This window comes from Streptomyces sp. NPDC043952 (assembly GCF_056435325.1).
Genome location: NZ_JBWKES010000002.1, coordinates 126,291 through 148,364, shown reverse-complemented (window position 1 = coordinate 148,364; position 22,074 = coordinate 126,291). Strand labels below are relative to the sequence as shown.

Annotated in this window: 8 protein-coding genes, 1 tRNA gene and 1 pseudogene; 7 read left to right on the top strand and 3 right to left on the bottom strand. The window is 73.9% G+C overall.

Translation table 11 applies throughout. The features are described 5' to 3' along the window. Positions 1 to 153: 153 nt before the first annotated feature. Positions 154 to 660, bottom strand: coding sequence for a DUF309 domain-containing protein (locus AC069R_RS02555; protein ID WP_478763860.1), 507 nt, complete (start codon positions 658 to 660; stop codon positions 154 to 156). 102 nt (positions 661 to 762) lie between these two features. Here AC069R_RS02555 and AC069R_RS02550 point away from each other — a divergent pair. Together AC069R_RS02550 and AC069R_RS02545 are read left to right on the top strand one after the other, a co-directional pair. Beyond that, a tRNA-Pro gene (locus AC069R_RS02550) sits at positions 763 to 836 on the top strand. Between the two features lie 139 nt (positions 837 to 975). Next, the gene (locus tag AC069R_RS02545; RefSeq protein WP_478763858.1) at positions 976 to 1,176 is read left to right on the top strand and encodes a hypothetical protein; all 201 of its coding nucleotides are present in this window, start codon (positions 976 to 978) and stop codon (positions 1,174 to 1,176) included. Positions 1,177 to 1,385: 209 nt separating this feature from the next. Here the strand turns inward: AC069R_RS02545 and AC069R_RS02540 are convergent, their stop codons facing one another. Next, positions 1,386 to 1,706 carry a hypothetical protein gene (locus tag AC069R_RS02540; RefSeq protein WP_478763856.1) on the bottom strand — a complete coding sequence of 107 codons (321 nt, stop codon included), beginning with the start codon at positions 1,704 to 1,706 and terminating at the stop codon, positions 1,386 to 1,388. An 83-nt stretch (positions 1,707 to 1,789) separates the two neighbouring features. Here AC069R_RS02540 and AC069R_RS02535 point away from each other — a divergent pair, with 83 nt between their 5' ends. Continuing rightward, positions 1,790 to 2,206 carry an ATP-binding protein gene (locus tag AC069R_RS02535; RefSeq protein WP_478763854.1) on the top strand — a complete coding sequence of 139 codons (417 nt, stop codon included), beginning with the start codon at positions 1,790 to 1,792 and terminating at the stop codon, positions 2,204 to 2,206. Then, on the top strand, positions 2,203 to 2,364 hold the full coding sequence (locus AC069R_RS02530; protein WP_478763853.1) for a hypothetical protein: 162 nt from the start codon (positions 2,203 to 2,205) through the stop codon (positions 2,362 to 2,364). The genes AC069R_RS02535 and AC069R_RS02530 overlap by 4 nt, the downstream gene beginning before the upstream one ends. Before the next feature lie 71 nt (positions 2,365 to 2,435). On the opposite strand, the gene AC069R_RS02525 is transcribed toward AC069R_RS02530, so the two are convergent. Further along, positions 2,436 to 2,810: a hypothetical protein gene (locus AC069R_RS02525; RefSeq protein ID WP_478763851.1), complete on the bottom strand. Its 375-nt coding sequence runs from the start codon at positions 2,808 to 2,810 to the stop codon at positions 2,436 to 2,438. A 100-nt stretch (positions 2,811 to 2,910) separates the two neighbouring features. On the opposite strand from AC069R_RS02525, the pseudogene AC069R_RS02520 reads away from it, so the two are divergent. From AC069R_RS02520 to AC069R_RS02510, 3 genes and pseudogenes are all read left to right on the top strand, one after another. Further along, positions 2,911 to 3,296, top strand: a pseudogene (locus tag AC069R_RS02520) (transposase); the annotation flags it as partial. A 511-nt stretch (positions 3,297 to 3,807) separates the two neighbouring features. Next, a complete protein-coding gene (locus AC069R_RS02515) occupies positions 3,808 to 11,646 on the top strand; it encodes an amino acid adenylation domain-containing protein (RefSeq protein ID WP_478763849.1) in 7,839 nt (2,612 codons plus the stop codon). After that, positions 11,643 to 22,040 (top strand): non-ribosomal peptide synthetase, encoded by a 10,398-nt coding sequence (locus AC069R_RS02510; protein ID WP_478763847.1) that lies wholly within the window; start codon positions 11,643 to 11,645, stop codon positions 22,038 to 22,040. The genes AC069R_RS02515 and AC069R_RS02510 overlap by 4 nt, the downstream gene beginning before the upstream one ends. Positions 22,041 to 22,074 lie beyond the last annotated feature (34 nt).

The window sequence follows — 22,074 nt, the reverse complement described above, 5'->3', positions numbered from 1 at the left end:
CGTCCACCGCCTCCGCACGGCGGATCACCGCACGGACCCGACGGCCGTACCCACGGCCACTATGGGGGCGCCGCGCGGTGGTCGGGGCCTGAGCCGGGGTGTGGTGGTGCGCGGTGGTCGGGGCCCGAGCCGGGGCGTGGTGGCGCGCGGCCGTCAGGGTCCGAGCCGGGGCGCCTCAACGACGGCGTCCACGGGGCCGTCCTCCGCCTCCACCCGCCCGGCCAGCTCCCGCGCCCAGCGGACGACCCCGGCGAGGTCCATCCCGTACGGCCGGTCCTTGCCCCGGCCCCGCTCCCACTCCTCGACCGCGCCGGCCCCGCGCCGCAGCAGCCGCGCCCCGCCGACCGCGTTTCCGCGGGCCGCGTGCGTGAGCCCCACCGCGAGCTGGGCCAGCCCCCGCCACAGCGGACGCTCGTCCGCGGGCCCCGACTTCCAGGCGTCCTCGAACACCTCGTGCGCGTGGAACGGCCTGCCCGCGTCGAGCAGCGCCTGCGCCTCGGCGACCGTCTCCCGCGGCGCCCGGACGACGCCCTCCGGCTGCCGCGGCACCCCCTGCGCGCCGTACGCCAACGGCCGCCCGAGCCCGTCCCGCGGCCGCGCACTGCGGGCCCGCCCCTCCGCGTCCCGGTCCCGTTCCCCGGCTCCACCCGCATGCGTCATACCGCCGATTCTCCCCCCGCCCCGGCCCTCTTTCCGCGCACCCCCGCACGTGCGGTAAAGTTCTGTTCGCGTGATCACGCGGTCCACCGCGAGTCAGCGCATCGGGACGTGGCGCAGCTTGGTAGCGCACTTGACTGGGGGTCAAGGGGTCGCAGGTTCAAATCCTGTCGTCCCGACAGTGAAGTACAAGGTCAGAGGGGTCCTTCGGGGCCCCTCTCGATCGTTTCCAGAGATGCCGTCTCACCATTCCGTACAAATGCTGTTGATCAAGGGCAGCCGAGCAGTTCGAGCAGCAGGCGGGGGAACGGCGCTCTGGTGGACCCTGACGACCTGCTGGCGGCGACCCGGCTGCTCGCGGGCGAGGGCGTCAAGGTCTTCCTCTGCCGCCGGGTCACCGAAGAGGGGTCGTGCGCGTGCGAGGACCCGTACTCGTCCAGGTCGCCGGGGAAGCACCCCCGGAAGTGGAAGGCGAGGGGCGGCGCACTGATGGGCCACGGCAGCGCCGAAGCCGGGTGAGGCCACGTGGGAGGCGCTGAGCGCCGATCGGGACATGCCCAGGACGCTCATGTACCGGACGGGGGCGGGGCCTTCGGATGGTCTTCCGGCTCCCCGAGGGGGAGACCGGCGGGAAGGCGGACGACTGATCGGACAAAGTTCCACTTTTCTCGGCTCCTTCGCTGAGGGCGCTTTGCTGGCTTCACCGACCGGAAACGAGTGGCGTACCCCTAGGCGAGCAACAAGTGCCCATAGTCGGCCAGCACTTCGCGTGCCTCGGGTACGTCCTCATAGCCCTTCAGCCGGTGGAGGACGGTCCGGGCCCGCTCCGCCGTACGCTCCGAGGAGAGATCCCCGGACGTGTCGATGACGCGGCGGGCCTCTTTGGCGGCCTGCTCGGGTTCGTTCGCGTCAGCCAGGGCCACGGCCAGCCACGACCGGTACAGCGCGACCTCCCGGTCGTGCGTGGCGTCGTAGCGTCCCAGCACGTCCTGGAGCAGCGGCACGGCGCGCAGCGGGCGGCGCAGCTCGGTGAACACCCGGGCGTCCATAACCTCCAGCTCCTCGCGGTTTACCCAGTAGGCCCAGGTCGGTGTGGGAGGGCCGTCCGTGGCGTCCAAGGAAGCAGACCGACATGCCGCAACCTACAACCCAGGCCCGCCGGACCGGGCACCCCAGGTACAGCGAGACCTTGCCGAGGCAGCCCGAGAGCGCAGCCACCGCGCGGCGCCTGCTTCGTACCGCCTGTGCCGTCTGGGGGCTGGACGCATTGGCCGAGGACGGGGCGCTGATCGTCTCCGAACTGGTGGCCAACGCCGTGCAGCACGCCCGGCGGGAGTCCATCCGGGGCGTCATCGACCGCCCCGGCGCCGCGCGGGTACGTGTCGGCGTCGCGGATCTCTCTCGGGCACGGCCATTGGAGCGCGAAGCGGACGACAACGAAGAGGGCGGGCGCGGTCTGCGTCTCGTGGCGGCGCTGGCCGCCGACGGGGGCACGGACGAGCGGCGCCGGGGCAAGATCGTGTGGGCGGAGCTGGAGGGGCGCGGGTGACCACGGGAGAGGCCCTCGGCCGCAGCGCGGCCCGCGCCCGTCTATCGCAGTTGATCGAGCTGTTCGGTACGGACGGATGCCTGCGGATCAGTACGGCCCCCGCTGAAACCAGGCCGCCCGCCGTCGGCGGAGAGGCCGAGGACGACGAGCAGAACTGACCGCCCCAAGGCGCGGCGATGCCCCGACCGGTGAACTCCACCGAGCCGGGGCTTCGTAGGATGGGCGACAGTCACTCGTCATCGAGTTGCTGAAGAACCTGCGCGAAGTCACCGGCGTCGAGCAGGCCGACGAGCACCTGTGTCATGTTGTCGATGCCGGGATCCCGGACAATCAGTCCGTCAGAGCACCAGAAGTAGCGGCCACCCAACTCTTCGCCTGTCCGTTGCCACCTCTTCATGAGACGCTCGACTTCGGCGAGAGTGCACATGGTCGCGCTCCAGCGGGAGCCGTCCGCGGCCAGCCGTACCTCCACGTCGACGTTGCAGACGGCAGCGAGATTTTCGCCGGCGTCGGGCAAGAAGGACGCCTCGAACCGAGATGTGCGGACGCGGTACCAGGGTTCATCCCAACCCTGCTCAGTGCCCTCGTCTCCTGCATTGGCCATCCGGCGAGTATCTCGATCTGTCTCGGCGTGCTCAACTAGGTTCTCTGGCAAGCTTCAGCCTCGCGACCGTGAACTTTGTCCCGACGATCTCTGGGACCGGATAGCCCCGCTATTGCCGGTGCGCCCACGGCGGCACCGCCATCCTGGTCGGCTCCCGGTGCCGGACCGGATTTAACTGGCAGGCAGCGTCTACGTCCTACGCAAGGGTCTGCCCTGGCGCGAGGTACCAAGCGAAGAGGTGGGCTGCTCCGGGGTGACCGCCTGGCGCCGTTTGCGGGGTCGGCGTCAAACCGGTGATCGTCCCGCCGCGGTGTCGCACACGGCTCTGGTCTCGGCAAGGTGTGCCGGGTGGTCGAGCGTACCTTCGCCTGGTTGTACCAGTTCAAGCGCCTGCGCATCCGCTACGAGCGCCAAGCCAACCTCCATCAGGGGCTGCTCGAACTTGCCTGCAGCATCATCTGTTTCCGACGCCTCCAAAGGTCATTCTGTCGTCCCGACTTGAGGGAGTCGCAGGTCAGAGGGGCCCTTCGGACCCTCCCGCTCGTTTCCGGAGGCATCGTCCCGCCGGGGTGACGGCCAGTCTCCCGGCCGGCGTGGCCACTGGGAAGCTGCCGGGACGTTTCCGCCGATCCCGCTTGAAAGAGCCGCAGTTCAGGGCCGGGTTCGATCTATTCGAATCCGGCCCTCGGCCGTTTCCGGGGAGCGGTCGGGTGTGCGGGGCGGGAGTCCGGCGCGTACCGCTCCCCGACAGCCGATGATCAGCCGTTGATCACCCGTGCCGGTGCCGCACGGGGCCGGGCTCGCTCTCGGGAAGGGCCGACTGTGGGGCTGGTTTCCGGTCCCAGGGTCACCGTGTCGTTGATCGGTCGGTGATCGGCCGTCAGAGCCGGCCCAGACAGGACGTTGATCGCCACCTGATTGATTTTTGGCCAGTGCTCGCGTGTGTGCCCGCCCGGCCCCGCAGGCCCCGAGATCAGCGACAGATTGGACCCCTGAGATGTCCGCCTCCGGGCATGACCTGATACCGATCTCCGCGCCGCAGGCCGGCGTCTGGTTCGCGCAGAAGCTCGACCCCACCGGCGTCGGCTACCACATCGCGGAGTACCTGGAGCTGCGCGGCGCCGTGGACCAGGGCCTGTTCGAGCAGGCGTTGCGGCGGGTGGCGGCGGAGACCGAGTCGCTGAACGCACGCTTTCGCACCCGCGGCGACCACGTGTTCCAGACCGTCGGCGCGCCCGTCGACTGGGAACTCGGCCGTGCCGACCTCAGCGACCGGCCCGACCCCGCGGCGGCGGCCGAGGCGTGGATGCGGACCGAGCTGGCGAAGCCGTTCGACCTGTCCGAGGGCCCGCTTTTCCGGTTCGCTCTGCTGCGCACCGGGCCCGAGCGGTACCTCTGGTTCCACTGCTACCACCACATCGTGCTGGACGGCCGCAGCGGCGCGATGATCGCCCAGCGGGTGGCCGAGGTGTACACCGCCCTGGTCGACGGCGCCGAGCCCGCCGCGTCCGGCCACGGCTCGCTGCGCGAACTGGTCGCCGAGGACGCCGGCTACCGGTCCGGCGAGGAGTACCGCCGCGACCGCGCGTACTGGCTCGACCGCACCGCCGACCTGCCCGAGCCGGCCGCGCCCCTGCCCCCAGCCGTCCGCCCGACCGGCGAGATCCACCGCCTCGGCCGCGAACTGACCGAGGACGGCACCCGCGATCTGCGGGCCCTCGCCCGCCGGGCCGGCACCGTCTGGTCCGCCGTGGTGCTCGCCGCCACCGCCGGGTATCTGCACCGGCTGACCGGCGCCGAGGACGTGGTGCTCGGTCTGCCCGTCACCGGCTGCCGCACCGCACTCTCCCGCGCGACCCCCGCGATGACCTCGAACATCGTGCCGCTGCGGATCGCCGTCGACTCCACGACCAGCGTGGCGGAGCTGATCCGCCGTACCGCACGGGCCACCAAAGAGGCTCTGCGGCACCAGCGTTACCGCCTGGAGGATCTGCGCCGCGACCTCGGGCTGACCGGCGAAAACCAGCAGATCTTCGCCGCCACCGTCAACATCATGGCCTTCGACTACGGCCTGAGCTTCGCGGGCATCCCGGCGAGCGCCCACAACCTGACCCTCGGACCGGTCGACAACCTGTCCATCAACCTCTACGAGCGGGGCGACGGCCGCCCGATCGGCCTGAGCTTCGAGGCCGACGCCGCGCACGGCGGCGCCACCGAGCTGGACGAGCAGCAGCGCCGCTACGCCGGCTTCCTGGAGCGGTTCGCCGCCGCGGAACCCACCGCCGGCATCGGCTCGATCGAACTGCTCTCGCCCGAAGACCGGGACTTCCTGCTCGCGCTCGGCGACGGCGGCAGCGCGCCCTTCCCCGCCGACCGCTGCCTGCACGAGCTGTTCGAGCAGCAGGCGCGCCGCCGCCCGGACGCCGTCGCCGTGCACTGCGGCGACCGGACGCTGACCTACCGGCAACTGGACGAGCTGGCCGACCGGTTGGCCGCCCGGCTGCGCGGGTCGACCGGGCCTGACCAGCCGGTCGGGATCTTCCTGGAGCGCTCGACGGAGCTGATCGCCGCGGTGCTCGCGGTGCTCAAGGCGGGCGGCTGCTACGTCCCGCTCGACCCCCAACTTCCCCCTCAGCGGCTTGAGTTCATCGTCCGCGATGCCGGCGTGCGGGTGGCCATTGCCCGACCCGCACTCGCCGACCGCCTCACCGGCCTCGACGTCACCGTGGTCGGTGTGGACGATGCCCCCTCGGCCAGCGTGGACGAGCCCCACCCGGCCGGCGCGGGGGAGCCGGACGCCGAAACCGCGGGGGAGCCGGTCGCCGGAACCGCGGCTCCGGCCGCCGTCACGCCGCTGAACGCCGCCTACCTGATCTACACCTCGGGCTCCACCGGCCGGCCCAAGGGCGTGGTGATCGACCACCGCTCCGCCGTCGAGTTCACCACCCAGAACATCGCCGTCTACGGTCTGGACGAGCACACCCGTCTGCTCGGCTTCGCCTCGCTCAGCTTCGACGTCTCCGTGCTGGACATCTTCGGCGCGCTGCTCTCCGGCGCGACCCTGGTGCTCGCGACCGACGAGGAACGGGTCGACATCACCCGGCTCCAGGCACTGCTGGCCGACCGCGAGGTGACCTGCGCCGACCTGCCGGTGGCGCTGCTGCCGCTGCTCGACCCGGCCGCGCTGCCCGCGCTGACCTTCGTCTCCACCGGCGGCGAGGCCCCCTCCGCCGAGCAGCTGAACCGCTGGAGCGCACCGGGCCGCCAGGTCTGGAACATGTACGGCCCGACCGAGACCACGGTCACCGTGACCACGCACCGCTGGCAGGGCGGCGGCGCGGGCCAGGCGCCGCCGATCGGCCGGCCCATGCCCAATCACCGGGTGTACGTCGTCGATTCCGAGCTGCGGCTGCTGCCGCCCGGCGCGACCGGAGAGCTGTGTGTGGCCGGCGTCGGTCTGGCCCGCGGCTACCTCGGCGCGAGCGCGGGGACCGCCGACCGCTTCCGCCCCGACCCGTGGGGCCCGCCCGGCTCCCGGCTCTACCGCACCGGCGACCTGGTCCGCTGGACCCCCGAGGGTGAACTGGAGTACCTGGGCCGGGTCGACCAGCAGGTCAAGATCAACGGCTACCGGATCGAACTCGGCGAGATCGAGGCCGAGTTGGCCAAGCAGCCGGGCATCCGGCAGGCCGCCGTGATCGTCCGCGAGGACACGGGCAGGCGCGCCCTGGTCGCCTACCTGGTGGCCGAGGACGGCGCGGCGCCCGAGCCGGAGGAACTGCGCGACCGGCTCGCCGCCACGCTGCCCGGCTACATGGTGCCTCAGACCTTCGTGCCGTTGGACCGGCTGCCGCTGAACAGCAGCGGCAAGCTCGACCGGGGGGCGCTGCCCGCCCCCGAGCGCGGCACCCGCGAGGGCGGCCGGCCGCCGCGCACCGACGCCGAGCGCGTCCTGGAGCGGCTGTTCGCCGAGGTGCTGGGCCTCGACGCGGTCGGCACCGAGGAGACGTTCTTCGCCCTGGGCGGCGACAGCATCAGCGCCATCACCCTGGTCAGCCGGGCCCGCGCGGCCGGGTTCGGCATCGCGCTGCGGGACGTCTTCCAGCACAAGACCGTCGCCGCGCTCGCCGCCGTACTGGAGCGCGCCGACCCCACCGGTGAGCGGCGCCCGGCCGAGCCGGTGGCGGAGCCGGGCGACGGACCGGTCCCGCTGACACCGGCCATGCGCCTGCTGGCCGAGAACGGCGGCCCGATCGGCCGGTTCAGCCAGTCGATGCTGCTCCGCGCTCCCGCGGACACCGGTCTCGACCGGATCGTCGCGGCCGTGCGGACACTGCTGGACCACCACGACATGCTGCGGCTGCGCACGGGCGGCGGCGACGGCTGGACGCTGGAGATCCCGCCCGCCGGGAGCGTGGACGCGGACCGCCTGGTCAGCCGGGCGGATGTCGCCGGACTCGACGAGCGGGCCCGCGCCGAGACGGTCGAGCGGCACACCACCGCCGCCCTGGACCGGCTCGACCCGGCCACCGGCACCATGCTCCAGGCCGTCTGGTTCGACGCCGGCCCGAACGCCCCCGGACAACTGCTGCTCGCCCTGCACCACTTGGTGGTCGACGGGGTGTCCTGGCGGATCCTGCTGCCCGACTTCGCCGCGGCCCACCAGGCCGCCCGCGCATCCGCCGCGCCGGAGCTGCCCGCCCGGACCACGCCCTTCAGGAGCTGGGCGCGGCGACTGACCGAGCGGGCGCGGCGGCCCGAGCTGCTGGCCGAACTGCCCGGCTGGCAGGAGATCGCCGCCGGCCCCGGCCGGGTGCTCGGCGAGCTCCGCCCCGACCCGCGCCGCGACACCGTCGCCACCGCCCGGCAGCTGACCGTCACGCTCCCGGACGAGCGGGCCCGCCCGCTGCTGACCACCGTCCCCGCCGCCTTCCGTACCGGGGTCCCCGAGATCCTGCTCGCCGCGCTCGCCCTGGCCGCCTTCCGCTGGCGGGCCCGCCGTGGCATCGCCGACCCCGGTGAACTCCAGGTCGAGCTGGAGGGCCACGGCCGCACCGACCTCGGCGACGGCAGCGATCTGTCCCGTACGGTGGGCTGGTTCACCAGCCAGTACCCCGTCCGGCTGGCACACGCCGGCATCGACCCGGCGGCGGCCTGGCAGGGCGGCGAGGCGCTGGACCGGCTCGTCGCGCGGGTGAAGCAGGGCCTGGCCGACCTGCCGGGCGGCGACGGCCTCGGCTACGGCCTGCTGCGCCACCTGAACCCGCAGACCGGGCCGCGGCTGGCCGGTCACCCCCGGCCGCAGATCCTCTTCAACTACCTCGGCCGCTTCCCGGCGCGGCAGCGGGGCGACTGGTCGCCCGCCGACGGCGAGCAACTGCGGGCCCATGCCGATCCGGCGATGCCGCTCGACCACGTCCTGGAGATCAACGCCCTGGCCACCGACCACTCCGGCCGCTCGGAGCTGACCGTGGTCTTCAGCGGCCCTGGGGCGCTGCTCACCGCAGCGGACACCGCCGAGCTGGCCGAGGACTGGACGCAGGCGCTCGACCTGCTGTGCGAGCGGGCCGCACGGGACACCCCGCGCGCCCACGCACCGGTCGACTTCCCGCTGGTCCGGCTGGGCCCCGACGAGATCGACGCGCTCGCCGCCGGCCACCCCGGTCTGGTCGACGTGCTGCCGCTCTCCCCCCTCCAGGAGGGCCTGCTCTTCCACTCCCGCTACGACGAACAGGCACTCGACACGTACACCGGGCAGGTCATCCTCGATCTGGCGGGCCCGCTCGACCCGGTCGCGCTGCGCGCGGCCTGCGCCTCGCTGCTGCGCCGGCACGCCGTGCTGCGCACCGCCTTCACCGAGCGCGGGGTGCCCGAGCCGGTCCAGGTGGTGCTCCGGGAGGTGCCGCTGCCGTTCGACGAGGTGGACCTGACCGCCCTCACCGGCCCGGCCCAGCAGCGGGAGCTGGAGCGATGGCTGGCCGCGGACCGGCTGCGCCGCTTCGACCTGGAACGTCCGCCGCTGGTGCGCTTCACCCTGCTGCGGCTGGCCGCCGAGCGGCACCGGCTGGTGCTGACCAACCACCACGTCCTGTGGGACGGCTGGGCCTCCGCCGTACTGCTGGAGGAGCTGTTCGAGAGCTACCGGCAGGCGGGCCGGGAGCCGGCCGACCCGGTCGTGCAGTACGCCGACTACCTCAGCTGGCTGGCCCGGCAGGACCGGGCGGGCGCGCTGGCCGCCTGGCGGCAGGCGCTGAGCGGCCTCGACGAGCCGACCGTGCTGGCCGCGCCCGCTGCCGGCGAGGACGCCAACCGGGTGCGCGCACTGCCCGAACGGGTCACCGTCGAGCTGTCCGCCGAGCTGACCGGACGGCTGGCCGAACGCGCCCGCGGTCGTGGCCTGACCCTCAGCAGCGTGGTGCAGACCGCGTGGGCGATCCTGCTCGGCCGGCTCACCGGCCGCACCGACGTGGTGTTCGGCGGGACCGTCTCCGGCCGCACACCCGACATCGCGGGGGTCGAGCGGATGGTCGGCCTGCTGATCAACACCCTGCCGGTCCGGTTCCGGATCGACTCCGCCGAGCCGCTGCTGGACGCGGTGGCCCGGCTCCAGGCCGAACAGTCCCGGCTGCTCGACCACCAGCACCTCGGCATCGCCGACATCCAGCGGGAGGCGGGCCTCGGCACGCTGTTCGACACCGCCGTCGTCTTCGAGAACTACCCGCTGGACCTGGCCGCCCTCGGCCGGCGCACCGGCGGCCCGCGACTGGTCGGCGCCGCGGGCACCGACGCCACCCACTACACCGTCAACCTGCTCGCCGTACCGGGCGAACGGCTGCGGCTGATGATCGACCACCGGCCCGAGGCGGTCTCCCCGCAGGCGGCGGCGGAGCTGGGACGGTCGCTCGAACTGCTGCTCACCCTGGCCTGCGAGCAGCCCGACCTCCCGGTGGGGCGGATCGACGTACTCTCCGAGCCGGAGCGCGAGCGGGTGCTGCGGCAGTGGAACGACACCGCGCACACCGTGCCGGGCGGCACCCTGCCCGAACTCTTCCGGCGGCAGGCGCGGGCGACCCCGGACCGGACCGCCGTGGTGTTCCGCGACGAGGCCCTCACCTACGCCGAACTCGACGCCCGCGCCAACCGGTTGGCCGAGCTGCTCGGCCGGTACGGCGCCGGACCGGAGAGCAGGGTCGCGCTCGTGCTGACGCGGTCCACCGAGATGGTCGTCGCGATCCTGGCGACCCTGAAGGCCGGCGCCGCCTACCTGCCGATCGACCCCGGACTGCCGGCCGACCGCATCGGCTACCTGCTCCACGACGCCGGGCCCGCGCTGGTGGTGACCACCCGTGGCGCGGCCGGCGCGCTGCCCGCCGACGCCGGTGTGCCGCGGATCGTCCTGGACGAACCCGGCACCCTGGCCGAGCTGGAGCGGTGCGGCACCGCCGAGCCGGCCGGCACCGGGCTGCTGCCCGGCCACCCCGCGTACATCATCTACACCTCCGGCTCCACCGGCCGGCCCAAGGGCGTCACGGTCGCGCACGACGCGATCGTCAACCGGCTGGCCTGGATGCAGGCCGAGTACGGCCTGGCCGCCGACGACCGGGTGCTGCAGAAGACCCCGTTCGGATTCGACGTCTCCGTCTGGGAGTTCCTCTGGCCGCTGCTGGCGGGCGCCGCGCTGGTGGTGGCCGAGCCGGGCGGACACCTGGACCCGGTCTATCTGGCCGGCGTGATCCGGCGCGAGGCCGTCACCACGGTGCACTTCGTGCCCTCGATGCTCCAGTCCTTCGTGGACGAGCCGGCCGCCGCGGACTGCACCACGCTGCGCCGGGTGATCTGCAGCGGCGAGGCCCTGCCGGTGGAACTGCAGGAGCGGTTCTTCCGGGTCCTGGATGTCCCGCTGCACAATCTCTACGGGCCGACCGAGGCCGCCATCGACGTCACCTACTGGCCCTGCCGGCCCTGCAGCGCACGGGTGCCGATCGGCCGGCCGATCTGGAACACCCGCCTGTACGTGCTGGACCCGGACCACAACCCGGTCCCGGTCGGCGCGGTGGGCGAGCTCTACCTGGCCGGCGCCGGTCTGGCGCGCGGCTACCTCGGCCGCCCGGCGCTGACCGCCGAGCGCTTCCTGCCCGATCCGTTCGGACCGGCCGGCAGCCGGATGTACCGCACCGGGGACCTGGTCCGCTGGTGCCCGGACGGTGCCGTGGAGTACCTGGGCCGGGCCGACGACCAGGTGAAGATCCGCGGCTTCCGCATCGAACTCGGCGAGATCGAGACCCAGTTGGCCTCCCTGCCACAGGTGCGCCAAGCGGCCGTGGCGGTCCGCGGCGAGGTGCTGGCCGGCTACCTGGTCCCGGCCGGGGGCGCGGCGCCGGACCCGGCCGAGCTGCGCGCGGCACTGGCCAGGACACTGCCCGAGTACATGGTGCCCGCCACGCTGACCGTGCTCGACGAACTGCCGCTCACCCCGAACGGCAAGCTGGACCGCCGCGCCCTGCCCGAACCCGAGCAGAGCGCGCACCGGAGCGAGTACGCCGCGCCGCGGACCGAGACCGAGGAACTGGTCGCCGAAGTCTGGTCCGAGGTGCTGGACGCCCGACCCATCGGCCGCAACGCGCACTTCTTCGAGTCCGGCGGCCACTCGCTCAAGGCGACCAGGGTGGTGGCCCGGCTGCGCAACGCGCTCGGCGTCGAGCTGCCGCTGCACACCCTGTTCGACCACCCCACCGTCGAGGCGTTCGCGGCCGCCGTCGAGGACGTGCTCCTGCAGGAACTGATCGCGGACCAGGACGAGCCGCGTCCCCACGTACACCAGGGAGAGATGGCGTGACCATTCAGGACAGCGATCGGCCCACGGGGACCGAGCCGCGACAGGACCGGCTGGCCGCCGCCAGGGAACTGCTCAGGCGGCGGGTGCGCGAGGCGCGGGGCGGCGCCGCCGCGGCCGGGCCCGCGACCGGAGGTGTCGTACGGCGCCCCGACGGCGAGGCGGTGGCCTCCTTCGCCCAGGAACGGATGTGGCTGGTGGACCGGATGCTCACCGGAGCGCCCGGCTACGCGGTCCCCGGACTGCTCCGGTTGCGCGGTCCGCTCGACCCGGAACTGCTGCGCCGCTGCCTGACCGGGCTGGTACGGCGGCACGAGGTGCTGCGCACCGTGTTCCGGGAACGGGACGGCCGTCCGCAGCCGGTCCTCCTCCCGGCAACGGAGGTCGAGCTGCCGGTGACCGACCTCACCGGCGAGCCCGCGGACGGCCGCGAGCGGCGGGCCCTGGAGCTGGCCCGCGCCCACGCGCTGCTCCCCTTCGACCTGGGCGCCGGCCCGCTGCTGCGCGCCCTGCTGGTCCGGCTGGACCAGGACGACCACGTGCTGCTGCTGGTGCTGCACCACATCGCCACCGACGGCTGGTCGATGTCCCTCCTGTGGGACGAACTCGGCCGCCGCTACCGGGCGCTGGCCGAGGGCCGCGACGACGAGCAGCCGCCGCTCCCGATCCGCTACCAGGACTACGCCGGCTGGCAGCGCGAACGCTTCGGGAACGGCGCCCTGGAGGGCCAACTGAGCTACTGGCGCGAGCGGTTGGCCGGTCTCGACCAGCTCGAACTGCCCACCGACCGGCCGCGCCCGCCCCGGCGCACCGGCCGCGGCGGCACCCTGGACTTCACGCTGCCCGCCCCGCTGGTCGCCGGGCTGCGCCGGCTGTCCGAGCGGACCGGCGCCACCATGTTCATGACGCTGCTGGCCGGATTCCAGGCGGTGCTGGCCCGCTACAGCGGCCAGCACGACATCGCGGTCGGCACCCCGATCGCCGGCCGGGACCGGGTCGAGCTGGAGCGGCTGGTCGGCTTCTTCGCCAACACCCTGGTGCTGCGCACCGACCTGGCCGGCGACCCCGGTTTCGCCGAGCTGCTCGGGCGGGTCCGCGAGACCACCGTCGGCGCCTACCAGCACCAGGAGGTCCCGTTCGAGAAGCTGGTCGAGGAGCTCGCGCCTGACCGGACGCTCAACCGCAACCCGCTGGTCCAGGTGGTCTTCGCCGCCGCCGAGGACGAGGCGGCGGCGCTCCGCCTGCCCGGCGTCTCGGTCGAGCCGTGCCGGACCGACTTCGAGGTCGCGCTGTTCGACCTGGCGGTGTTCGTCACCGATCACGGGGACACGGTCTCCGGCAGCCTCACCTTCGACGCCGACCTGTTCGACGCCGGCACCGCCCGCCGGCTGCTGAGCCACTACCGGCGACTGCTCACCGGCGCCGTCGCCGATCCCGAACGGCCCCTCGCCGAGCTGGAGTTGCTGGAGCCGGGGGAGCGGGAGCAGTTGCTCACCGGCTGGAACGCCACCGAGCGCGCGCACGCGAGCGGCAGCCTGCCCGAGCTGTTCGCGGCCCAGGTGCGGCGCACCCCGGACGCGATCGCCGTCAGCTGCGGCGACCAGAAGCTGACGTACCGTCAACTCGACGACTCCACCGCCCGGCTGGCCGGCCGGCTGGCCGCCGCCGGGGTCGGCCGGGAGACCGCCGTCGGCCTGCTGCTGGAGCGCTCCACCGACCTGGTGGTGGCGATCCTCGCGGTGCTGCGGGCGGGCGGCGTGTACGTGCCGCTCAACGAACGCTTCCCGACCACCCGGCTGACCGGGCAGCTGGCGGCGACCGGTGCGGCCGTGCTGCTCACCGACCCCGCCTGCGCCGGGCACGAACTGGTCACGACGACCTCGCTGCCGGTGCTGGACGTGACCGAGCCGGGCCCGGCCGAAGCGGCGGCGCCCGCCGTCCGGGTCCTGCCCGACCAGCTCGCCTACGTGATGTTCACCTCCGGATCGACCGGGGTGCCCAAGGGCATAGCGGTGACCCAGGCCAACGTCGCCGCCCTGGCCCTGGACCACCGCTGGGCCGACGGGCACCACCGGGTGCTGCTGCACTCGCCGCACTCCTTCGACGCCTCGACCTACGAACTCTGGGCCCCGCTGCTCAGTGGCGGCGAGGTCGTGATCGCCCCCGCCGGGCCGCTGACCCCGGCCGGGCTCGGCCGGCTGGTCGCCGGACACCGGATCAGCGCGCTCTGGCTCACCGCCGCCCTGTTCAACCTGGTGGTCGACGAGTGCGCCGAAGCGCTCAGCGGGGTCCGGCACGTGTGGACCGGCGGCGAGGCCGCCTCCCCGGAGTCCTTCCGCCGGGCCCTCAAGGCTTGCCCCGGAATCGTGGTCACCAACGGGTACGGGCCCACCGAGACCACCACCTTCGCGGCCTGCCACCCGGTGCGCGAGCCCGCCGGGGCCGGCGGCCGGATACCGATCGGCGCCCCGCTCGACAACACCCGCCTGTACGTGCTCGATCCGGGCCTGCGGCCGGTACCGGTCGGCGTGGTCGGCGAGCTGTACATCGCCGGCAGCGGGCTGGCGCGCGGCTACCTCGACCGGCCCGCCCTGACCGCCGAGCGTTTCCTGGCCGACCCGTTCGGACCGGCCGGCAGCCGGATGTACCGCACGGGCGACCTGGTCCGCCGCCGGGCCGACGGCGCCATCGAGTACCTGGGCCGGGCGGACGACCAGGTGAAGGTGCGCGGCTTCCGGATCGAGCTCGGCGAGATCGAGGGAGCGCTGCTGCGCTGCGCGGGGGTCGGCCGGGCCGCCGTACTGGTCCGCGACGAGACGCTGGTCGGCTACGCGGTGCCCGCGCCGGGCGCGGAGCTGGACGGCGCAAAGCTGCGCGGCGCGCTGGCCGGATCGCTGCCGGACTACATGGTGCCGGCCGCGGTGCTGGTGCTGGAGGACCTGCCGCTGACCCCGAACGGCAAGCTGGACCGCCGTGCCCTGCCCGAGCCCGAGCAGAGCGCGCGCCGGAGCGAGTACGCCGCGCCGCGGACCGAGACCGAGGAACTGGTCGCCGAGGTCTGGTCCGAGGTGCTGGGCGTCCAGCCCATCGGCCGTCACGCGCACTTCTTCGAGTCCGGCGGCCACTCGCTCAAGGCGACCCGAGCGGTGTCCCGGCTCGGCGCCCGGCTCGGCCGCGACATCCCGCTGAGCACCCTCTTCGAACACCCCGTCCTGGCGGACTTCGCCGCCGCCCTGGCCGGGACCGGACCCGCCGGCGCGGCCGTCCTCCCAGCCGTCCCGCGCCGCCCGAGCGGCACCGCGGCACCGCTCTCCTCCGCCCAGCGGCGGCTGTGGTTCCTGGACCAACTCCAGCCGGGCCGGGCCGACTACAACATCCCGGTGGCCGTCCGGCTGACCGGCGAACTCGACCGCGACGCGCTCACCGGGGCACTCACCGACCTGGTCGGCAGGCACCAGGTGCTGCGCTCCCGGTTCGCCGCCGAGGGCGACACCCCCGTCCAACTGGTCGAGCCCGTCGACTGCTTCCGGGTCGCCGTCACCGACCTCGCCGCGCTCCCCGCCGAGCAGGCCGAACGGCAGGCGCTGGAGCTGGCCCGGACCGAGGCCGGCACGCCCTTCGACCTCACCGCCGCCCCGCTGCTGCGGGCCCGCCTGATCAGGACCGCCGCCACCGAGCACCTGCTGGTCCTCGTCTTCCAGCACACCGCGGCCGACGGCTGGTCGATGCCGGTGTTCTGGCGCGAGCTGTCGGCCGGCTACGCCGCCCGCCGTGCCGGTACCACCGCGGAGCTGCCCGAACTGCCGGTCCAGTACGCCGACTTCGCCGACTGGCAGGAACGCAGGGTGGCCGGCGGCGACCTTGACGCTCAACTGGCTTACTGGCGCGAGCAGTTGGCCGAGGTGCCGGCGCTGGAGCTGCCCACCGACCGGCCCCGGCCCGCCGAGCGGAGCGGCACCGGCGACCACGTCGCCTTCGAGCTGCCCGCCGAGCTGGCACGGCGGCTCACCGCGCTCGGACGCCGGGAGAGCGCCACCCTGTTCATGGTGCTGCTCGCGGGCTTCCAGGCCCTCCTGGCCCGCTGGACCGGGCAGCGCGACATCGCGGTGGGCACCGCCATCGCCGGCCGCAACCGGGCCGAACTGGAGCCGCTGATCGGCTTCTTCGTCAACACCCTGGTGCTGCGCACCGACCTGTCGGGCGACCCGGCCTTCACCGAACTGCTGCGCCGTACCGCCGAGACCGCCACCGCCGCCTACGACCACCAGGACCTGCCCTTCGACCGGCTGATCGAGGAGCTGCGTCCCGAGCGCGACCTCGGCCGCAACCCGGTCTTCGACATCCTCTTCCAGCTGCACCCCGACCAGCCCGACGCCCTCCCGCTGGACGGCATCGAGGTGACGGCCGTCGAAATGGGCAACGGCACCGCCAAGTTCGACCTCAGCCTCGCCCTCACCGAGCGCCCCGACGGGCTCACCGGCACCATCGAGTACGCCACCGACCTCTTCGACCGGGCCACCGTGGAACGGCTGGCCGGTCATTACGTCCGCCTGCTGGCCGGCGTCGCGGACCGGCCGGCTGCCCACCTTTCGGACATCGAGGTGCTGGACGCGGACGAGCGGCACCGGCTGCTGGAGGAGTGGTCCGGCGGCCCGGCGGTCAGGCCGGCCGAGCCCTGCCTGCACCAACTGTTCGAGTGGCAGGCCCGGTTGAGGCCCCAAGCGATCGCGCTGAGCTGCGGCGCGCAGCAGCTCGGTTACGGCGAGACGGACGCCCGTGCCAACCGGCTGGCCCGCGCCCTGCGCGAGCGCGGCGTGCGACCGGGCACCGCCGTGGCGGTGCTGGCCGATCCCTCGGTGGACCGGGTGATCGCGCTGCTCGCCGTGCTCAAGGCCGGCGGCCACTACGTCCCGGTCGATCCGGAGTACCCGGCCGAGCGCGTCGAGCTGATCCTCTCCGACAGCCGGGCGGCGCTGCTGCTGGTCGACGACGCCCGCGCCGTCCCCGCCGGGATCGACGTGCCCGTCTTCGACCTGGCCCGCGAGCGGGCGGCGGTCGCCGCCCACCCGGCCGACCCGCTGCCGCCCCTCGCCACCGCCGACGACCTGGCGTACGCGATCTACACCTCAGGCTCCACCGGCCGGCCCAAGGGCGTCGCCGTCCGCCACGGCGGCATCACCGCCTACCTCGGCTACCTCACCTCCACCTTCGGCCTCGGCGCCGACGACGTGGTGCTCGCCAGGACCGCGCTGACCTTCGACCCCTCGGTCCGCGACCTGTTCGCACCGCTGAGCGTCGGAGGCCGGGTGGTCGTCGTGCGCCGCGACGACGCCAGGGACCCCGACGCGCTGCTCGCCATCCTGGAGCGGGAGCGGATCACCGCGATCCTCTCGCTGGTGCCGTCCATGCTCCGGGCGATGGCCGCCGCCGCGACCACCCCGCCCGACGCGCCGCTGCGCCTGCTGATGACCACGGGCGAGGCGCTGACCCCCGGACACGTCCAGGAGGCCCGGCGGCTCGGCCCGGCGGTGCAGGTGATCAACCAGTACGGCCCCACCGAGTGCACCAACACCTCCACGTACCACCGGGTGACCGAGGCCGACGTCGCGGCCGGCCGGATCCCGATCGGCCGCCCGATTCCGGGCGCGCGCGCCTACGTCCTGGGCGAACAGCTGGAGTTGCTGCCGATCGGCACCGTCGGCGAACTCTGCGTCGGCGGCGAGGGCCTGGCCCGCGGCTATCTGCACGACCCGGCCCGCACCGGCGAGAGCTACCGCCCCGACCCCTACGGGCCGCCCGGCGCCCGTCTTTACCGCACCGGTGACCTGGCCCGCTGGCGGCCCGACGGGGTGCTGGAGTTCCACGGCCGGCGCGACAACCAGGTCAAGATCCGCGGCCACCGCATCGAACTGGGCGAGGTGGAGGCGGCGATGGGCCGCCACCCGGAGGTCGACCAGGCGGTGGCGATGGCCTTCGGCGAGGGCGCGGAGAAGGAACTCGTCGGGTACGTGGTCCGGCGCACCCCGGCCGGCTCCGGCGCCGACCTGCGGACCTTCCTGCGCGCCAGGCTGCCCGAGTACATGGTCCCCGGCGTGCTGGTCGAACTGGACGCGCTGCCGCTGAACGCCAACGGCAAGGTCAACCGCGCCGCCCTCCCGGCCCCGGCCGCCGGCCGCCGCTCCACCCGCGACTACGTGGCCCCGGCCACCGCCACCGAACGGACGGTGGCCGAGGTCTGGCAGCATGTGCTCGGCTGCCAACAGGTCGGCGGCCAGGACGACTTCTTCGAACTTGGCGGCCACTCGCTGCGCGCCACCCAGGTCACCGCCCGGCTGCGGACCGCCCTCGCCCGCGACATCCCGCTGCACCTGATCTTCCGGCACCAGCGGCTGGCCGACTACGCGCGCGCCCTGGACGACATCGCCGGCGGCGACGGCGACCTGTCGGCCCGCGCTGCCGAGGGACCGGCGCCGCTCTCGTTCGGCCAGCAGCGGCTGTGGCTGCTCGACCGCATCCAGCCGGGCCGGGCCGACTACAACATCCCGGCCGCCGTCCGGCTCACCGGCACACTGGACCGCGAGCGGCTGCTCGGCGCGCTGCGCGCGGTGGTCGAACGGCACGAGGTGCTGCGCACCAGGATCGCCACCGGACCCGACGGCGCCCACCAAGTGGTCGATCCCGTCTCGGTGTTCGAGCCGGTGAGCACGGACCTGTCCGCCCTGCCGGGCGAGCGGGCCCGCGCCGAGGCGCTGTGCCTCGCCCGCGCGGACGCCGAGCTGCCCTTCGACCTGGAGAGCGCACCACTGCTGCGGGCCCGCCTGATCACCGTCGACGAGCAGGAACACCTGCTGGTGGTCGTCGTCCATCACGCCGTCTTCGACGGTTGGTCCTCCCGCCTGTTCTGGGAGGAGCTGTTCCTCGGCTACCGCGGCGACACCGCGGCGCTGCCCCGGCTCACCCGCACCTACCGTGATTACGCCCGGTGGCAGCGCGACCGGCTCACCGGGCCGGTGCTGGACGGCCAACTCACCTACTGGCGGCGGAAACTGGAAGGAGCGGCGCCGCTGGAACTGCCCGGCGACCGGCCGCGGCCGGCCGAGTGGTCGGGCCGGGGCGACGAGATCGCCTTCACCCTGCCGGGCGAGCTGGTGGAGCGCGTGCGCGAGCTGGGAAGGACGCACAACGCCACCCTGTTCATGGTGCTCCTGGCCGCCTTCCAGGCCCTGCTGGGCCGCTGGTCCGGCAGCCGGGACATCACGGTCGGCGCCCCGATCGCGGGCCGCAACCGGACCGAACTGGAGCCGCTGATCGGCTTCTTCGTCAACAACCTGGTGCTGCGCACCGACCTCTCCGGCGATCCCGGCTTCACCGAGCTGCTGGCCCGCGTCCGGGAGACCGCGCTGGGCGCCTACGCCCACCAGGACGTGCCGTTCGAGCGGCTGGTGGAGGAGCTGCGGCCGGAGCGCGACCTCAGCCGCAACCCGCTGTTCCAGGCGATGCTGGTCCTCAACGAACAGGGCACCCGGCCGTTCGAGGTACCGGGCCTCGCCGTCACGCCCGTCGAACTGGCCAGTGGCGGCGCCAAGTTCGACCTCACGCTGTACCTCGGGGAGCAGGACGGCCCCGGCGGCGGCCTGGACGGCCGGCTCGTCTACGCGACCGACCTGTTCGACCGGGCGACCGGCGAGCGGCTGCTCGCCGCGCTCACCCGGCTGCTGCTCTCGGTGGCCGCCGACCCGGCCCGCCCGGTGAGCGAGCTCGAACTGCTCGACGACAGGGCGCGGGACCGGCTGATCCGCGAGTGGAACGACACGGCCACCGAACGCCGGCCGGCGGACACGCTGCACCGGCTGATCGCCGAGCAGGCCGCCCGGACCCCGGCGGCGACCGCCCTGGCGGACGCGTCCGGCCCGCTCTCGTACGCCGAACTCGACGCCCGCGCCGAACGCCTGGCCGATCTGCTGGTCGCCCTCGGGACCGGCCCGGACCACCCGGTCGCGGTCTGCGTCGACCGCACCGCCGACCTGCCGGTGGCGCTGCTGGGCACCCTGAAGTCCGGCGGACACTACGTGCCGATCGACCCCGACTACCCGCCGGACCGGATCGACTACATGATCACCGACAGCGGCGCCCGAACGCTGCTGACCACCCGGAACGACGTCGCCGTCCCGGCCGGTGTCCAGGTCATCCGGGTCGACCGCGAACTGCCCGGCGGCGTACCGGCCCGCGAGGCCGGCCCACGGCGGCAGGCCGCGCCGGACAACCTGGCGTACGTCATCTACACCTCCGGCTCCACCGGCCGCCCCAAGGGCGTCATGGTGCCGCACCGGGGGGTGGTCAACTTCGCCCGCGACATGACCGACCGGCTCGCCCTCACGGCGGACGACGTGATCGGCGCGGTGACCACGGTCTCCTTCGACATCGCCGTCCTGGAGCTGCTGGTCCCGCTCACCTGCGGCGCCACCGTGCACCTGGTCGGCCGGGAGGACGCCAGGGACGGCAGCCGGCTCGGCAAGCTGCTCGACGCGATCGGCGCCACCGTCCTCCAGGCCACCCCCGCGACCTGGCACCTGCTGATGCAGACCGGCTGGCACAGCCCCCGGCTGCGCGCGCTGACCGGCGGCGAGGCGCTGCCGCCGGCGCTGGCCGAGCGGATGCGCGGCGAACTGGCCGAGGTCTGGAACGTCTACGGCCCGACCGAGACCACCATCTGGTCCACCGCCCACCGGCTGGAACCCGGCGGCTCCGGCTCCGTCCCGATCGGCCGGCCGATCGCCAACACCCGCGTGTACGTCCTCGACGAGCACCTCGAACCGGTGCCCGTCGGCGTGGTCGGTGAACTGTTCATCGGCGGCGAGGGCGTCACCCGCGGCTACGCGAGCCGGCCCGATCTGACCGCCGAACGCTTCCTGGCCGACCCGTTCGGCAGTGGCGGCCGGCTGTACCGCACCGGCGACCTCGCCCGCTGGCGGCCGGACGGCACCCTGGAGTACCGCGGCCGCGGCGACGGCCAGGTCAAGGTGCGCGGCCACCGCATCGAACTCGGCGAGATCGAGACCGTACTGGCCCGGCACCCCGACGTCACCGAGGCGGCGGTCACGGTGCACGGGAGCGGCGTGGACGCGATCCTGGTCGGTTACCTGGTCCGGGCGGGCGCCGACGGCACGCACCCGCCGGTGGACGAGTTCCTGCGGGCCGCCCTGCCCGAGTTCATGGTCCCCGGCGTGCTGCTCGAACTGGACGCCCTGCCGCTCACCCCGAACGGCAAGGTGGACCGCAAGGCGCTGCCCGCGCCGGAACTGCGCCGCGACCAACAGCCGCTGCTCGCTCCCCGCGACCGCACCGAGCTGGCCATGGTGCGGATCTGGGAACGCGTCCTCGGAGTGGCCCCGATCGGGGTCCGCGACGAGTTCTTCCTGCTGGGCGGGCACTCGCTGAAGGCCTTCGAACTGATCGAGGCGGTACGCACCGAACTGGGGGTCACCGTCCCGCTCAACCTGGTGTTCCGCAAGCCCACCGTGGAACAGTTCTGCGAGGCGCTGCCCGACACCGCGGAGACCGCCGACCGGCTGCTGGTCCGGCTGGCCGACGGCGAGCCGGAGCGGACCCCGCTGTTCCTGGTGCACCCGCGCGGCGGCGACGCCGTCTGCTACCTGGAACTCGCCCGCGCCCTGGGCGGCGACCGACCGGTGTACGGCCTGGAATGCGTCGGCTACAACACCGAGCAGACACCGCTGGAACGGGTCGAGGAGATGGCCGAGCGCTATCTGAGCGAGATCCGGCAGACGGCCCCGCACGGCCCGTACCTGCTGGCCGGCTGGTCCTTCGGCGGCCTGGTCGCCTACGAGATCGCCACCCGGCTGGAGGCGGCCGGGGAGACGGTCGGCTACCTCGGCGTCATCGACAGCCGGGCCCCCGAGCAGACCGCCGGCGCCGGCGTCCGGGCGGAGCAACCGGCGGACGAGCGGCCGGAGTTCGTCCGGCTCGGCCTCGCCGCAGGACTGGACCCGGACGACCTGGCCGGGCTCGACGAGGAGGCCGTGATCACCGCCCTGGTGCGCAAGGGCCACCACGACGGACGGCTCGCCCGCCGGGCCGAGACGGCGGCGATGCGCCGGCTGGTCGCCGTCGCCGCCGCCAACGGGCGGGCGGCCGCTCGCTACCGCGTCGAACCGGGCGCGCTGCGGGCGGACATCCACCTGTACCGGGCCACCGAACAGCACCCGGTACTGGGCGGCCCGCGGGTGCTGGCCGAGGACTGGCGGCACTGCACCAGCGGCACCGTGCACACCGCCGACATCCCCGGCAGCAACCACCACGACGTGGTGGACGCCCCGCACGCCGCGGTCCTGGCCGGGCTGTTCGCGAAGGCGCTGCCCGGCGGCGCCCGCCCCTGAGACCGGGCGCCGGCCACCGGCCGGCGCCCGAACC

What these genes read in the sequence shown, in the direction of transcription:
- AC069R_RS02555 (WP_478763860.1), bottom strand. Translation starts at nt 660, where the DNA reads ATGACGCATGCGGGTGGAGCCGGGGAACGGGACCGGGACGCGGAGGGG.
- AC069R_RS02540 (WP_478763856.1), bottom strand. Translation starts at nt 1,706, where the DNA reads ATGGACGCCCGGGTGTTCACCGAGCTGCGCCGCCCGCTGCGCGCCGTG.
- AC069R_RS02535 (WP_478763854.1), top strand. Translation starts at nt 1,790, where the DNA reads ATGCCGCAACCTACAACCCAGGCCCGCCGGACCGGGCACCCCAGGTAC.
- AC069R_RS02525 (WP_478763851.1), bottom strand. Translation starts at nt 2,810, where the DNA reads ATGGCCAATGCAGGAGACGAGGGCACTGAGCAGGGTTGGGATGAACCC.
- AC069R_RS02515 (WP_478763849.1), top strand. Translation starts at nt 3,808, where the DNA reads ATGTCCGCCTCCGGGCATGACCTGATACCGATCTCCGCGCCGCAGGCC.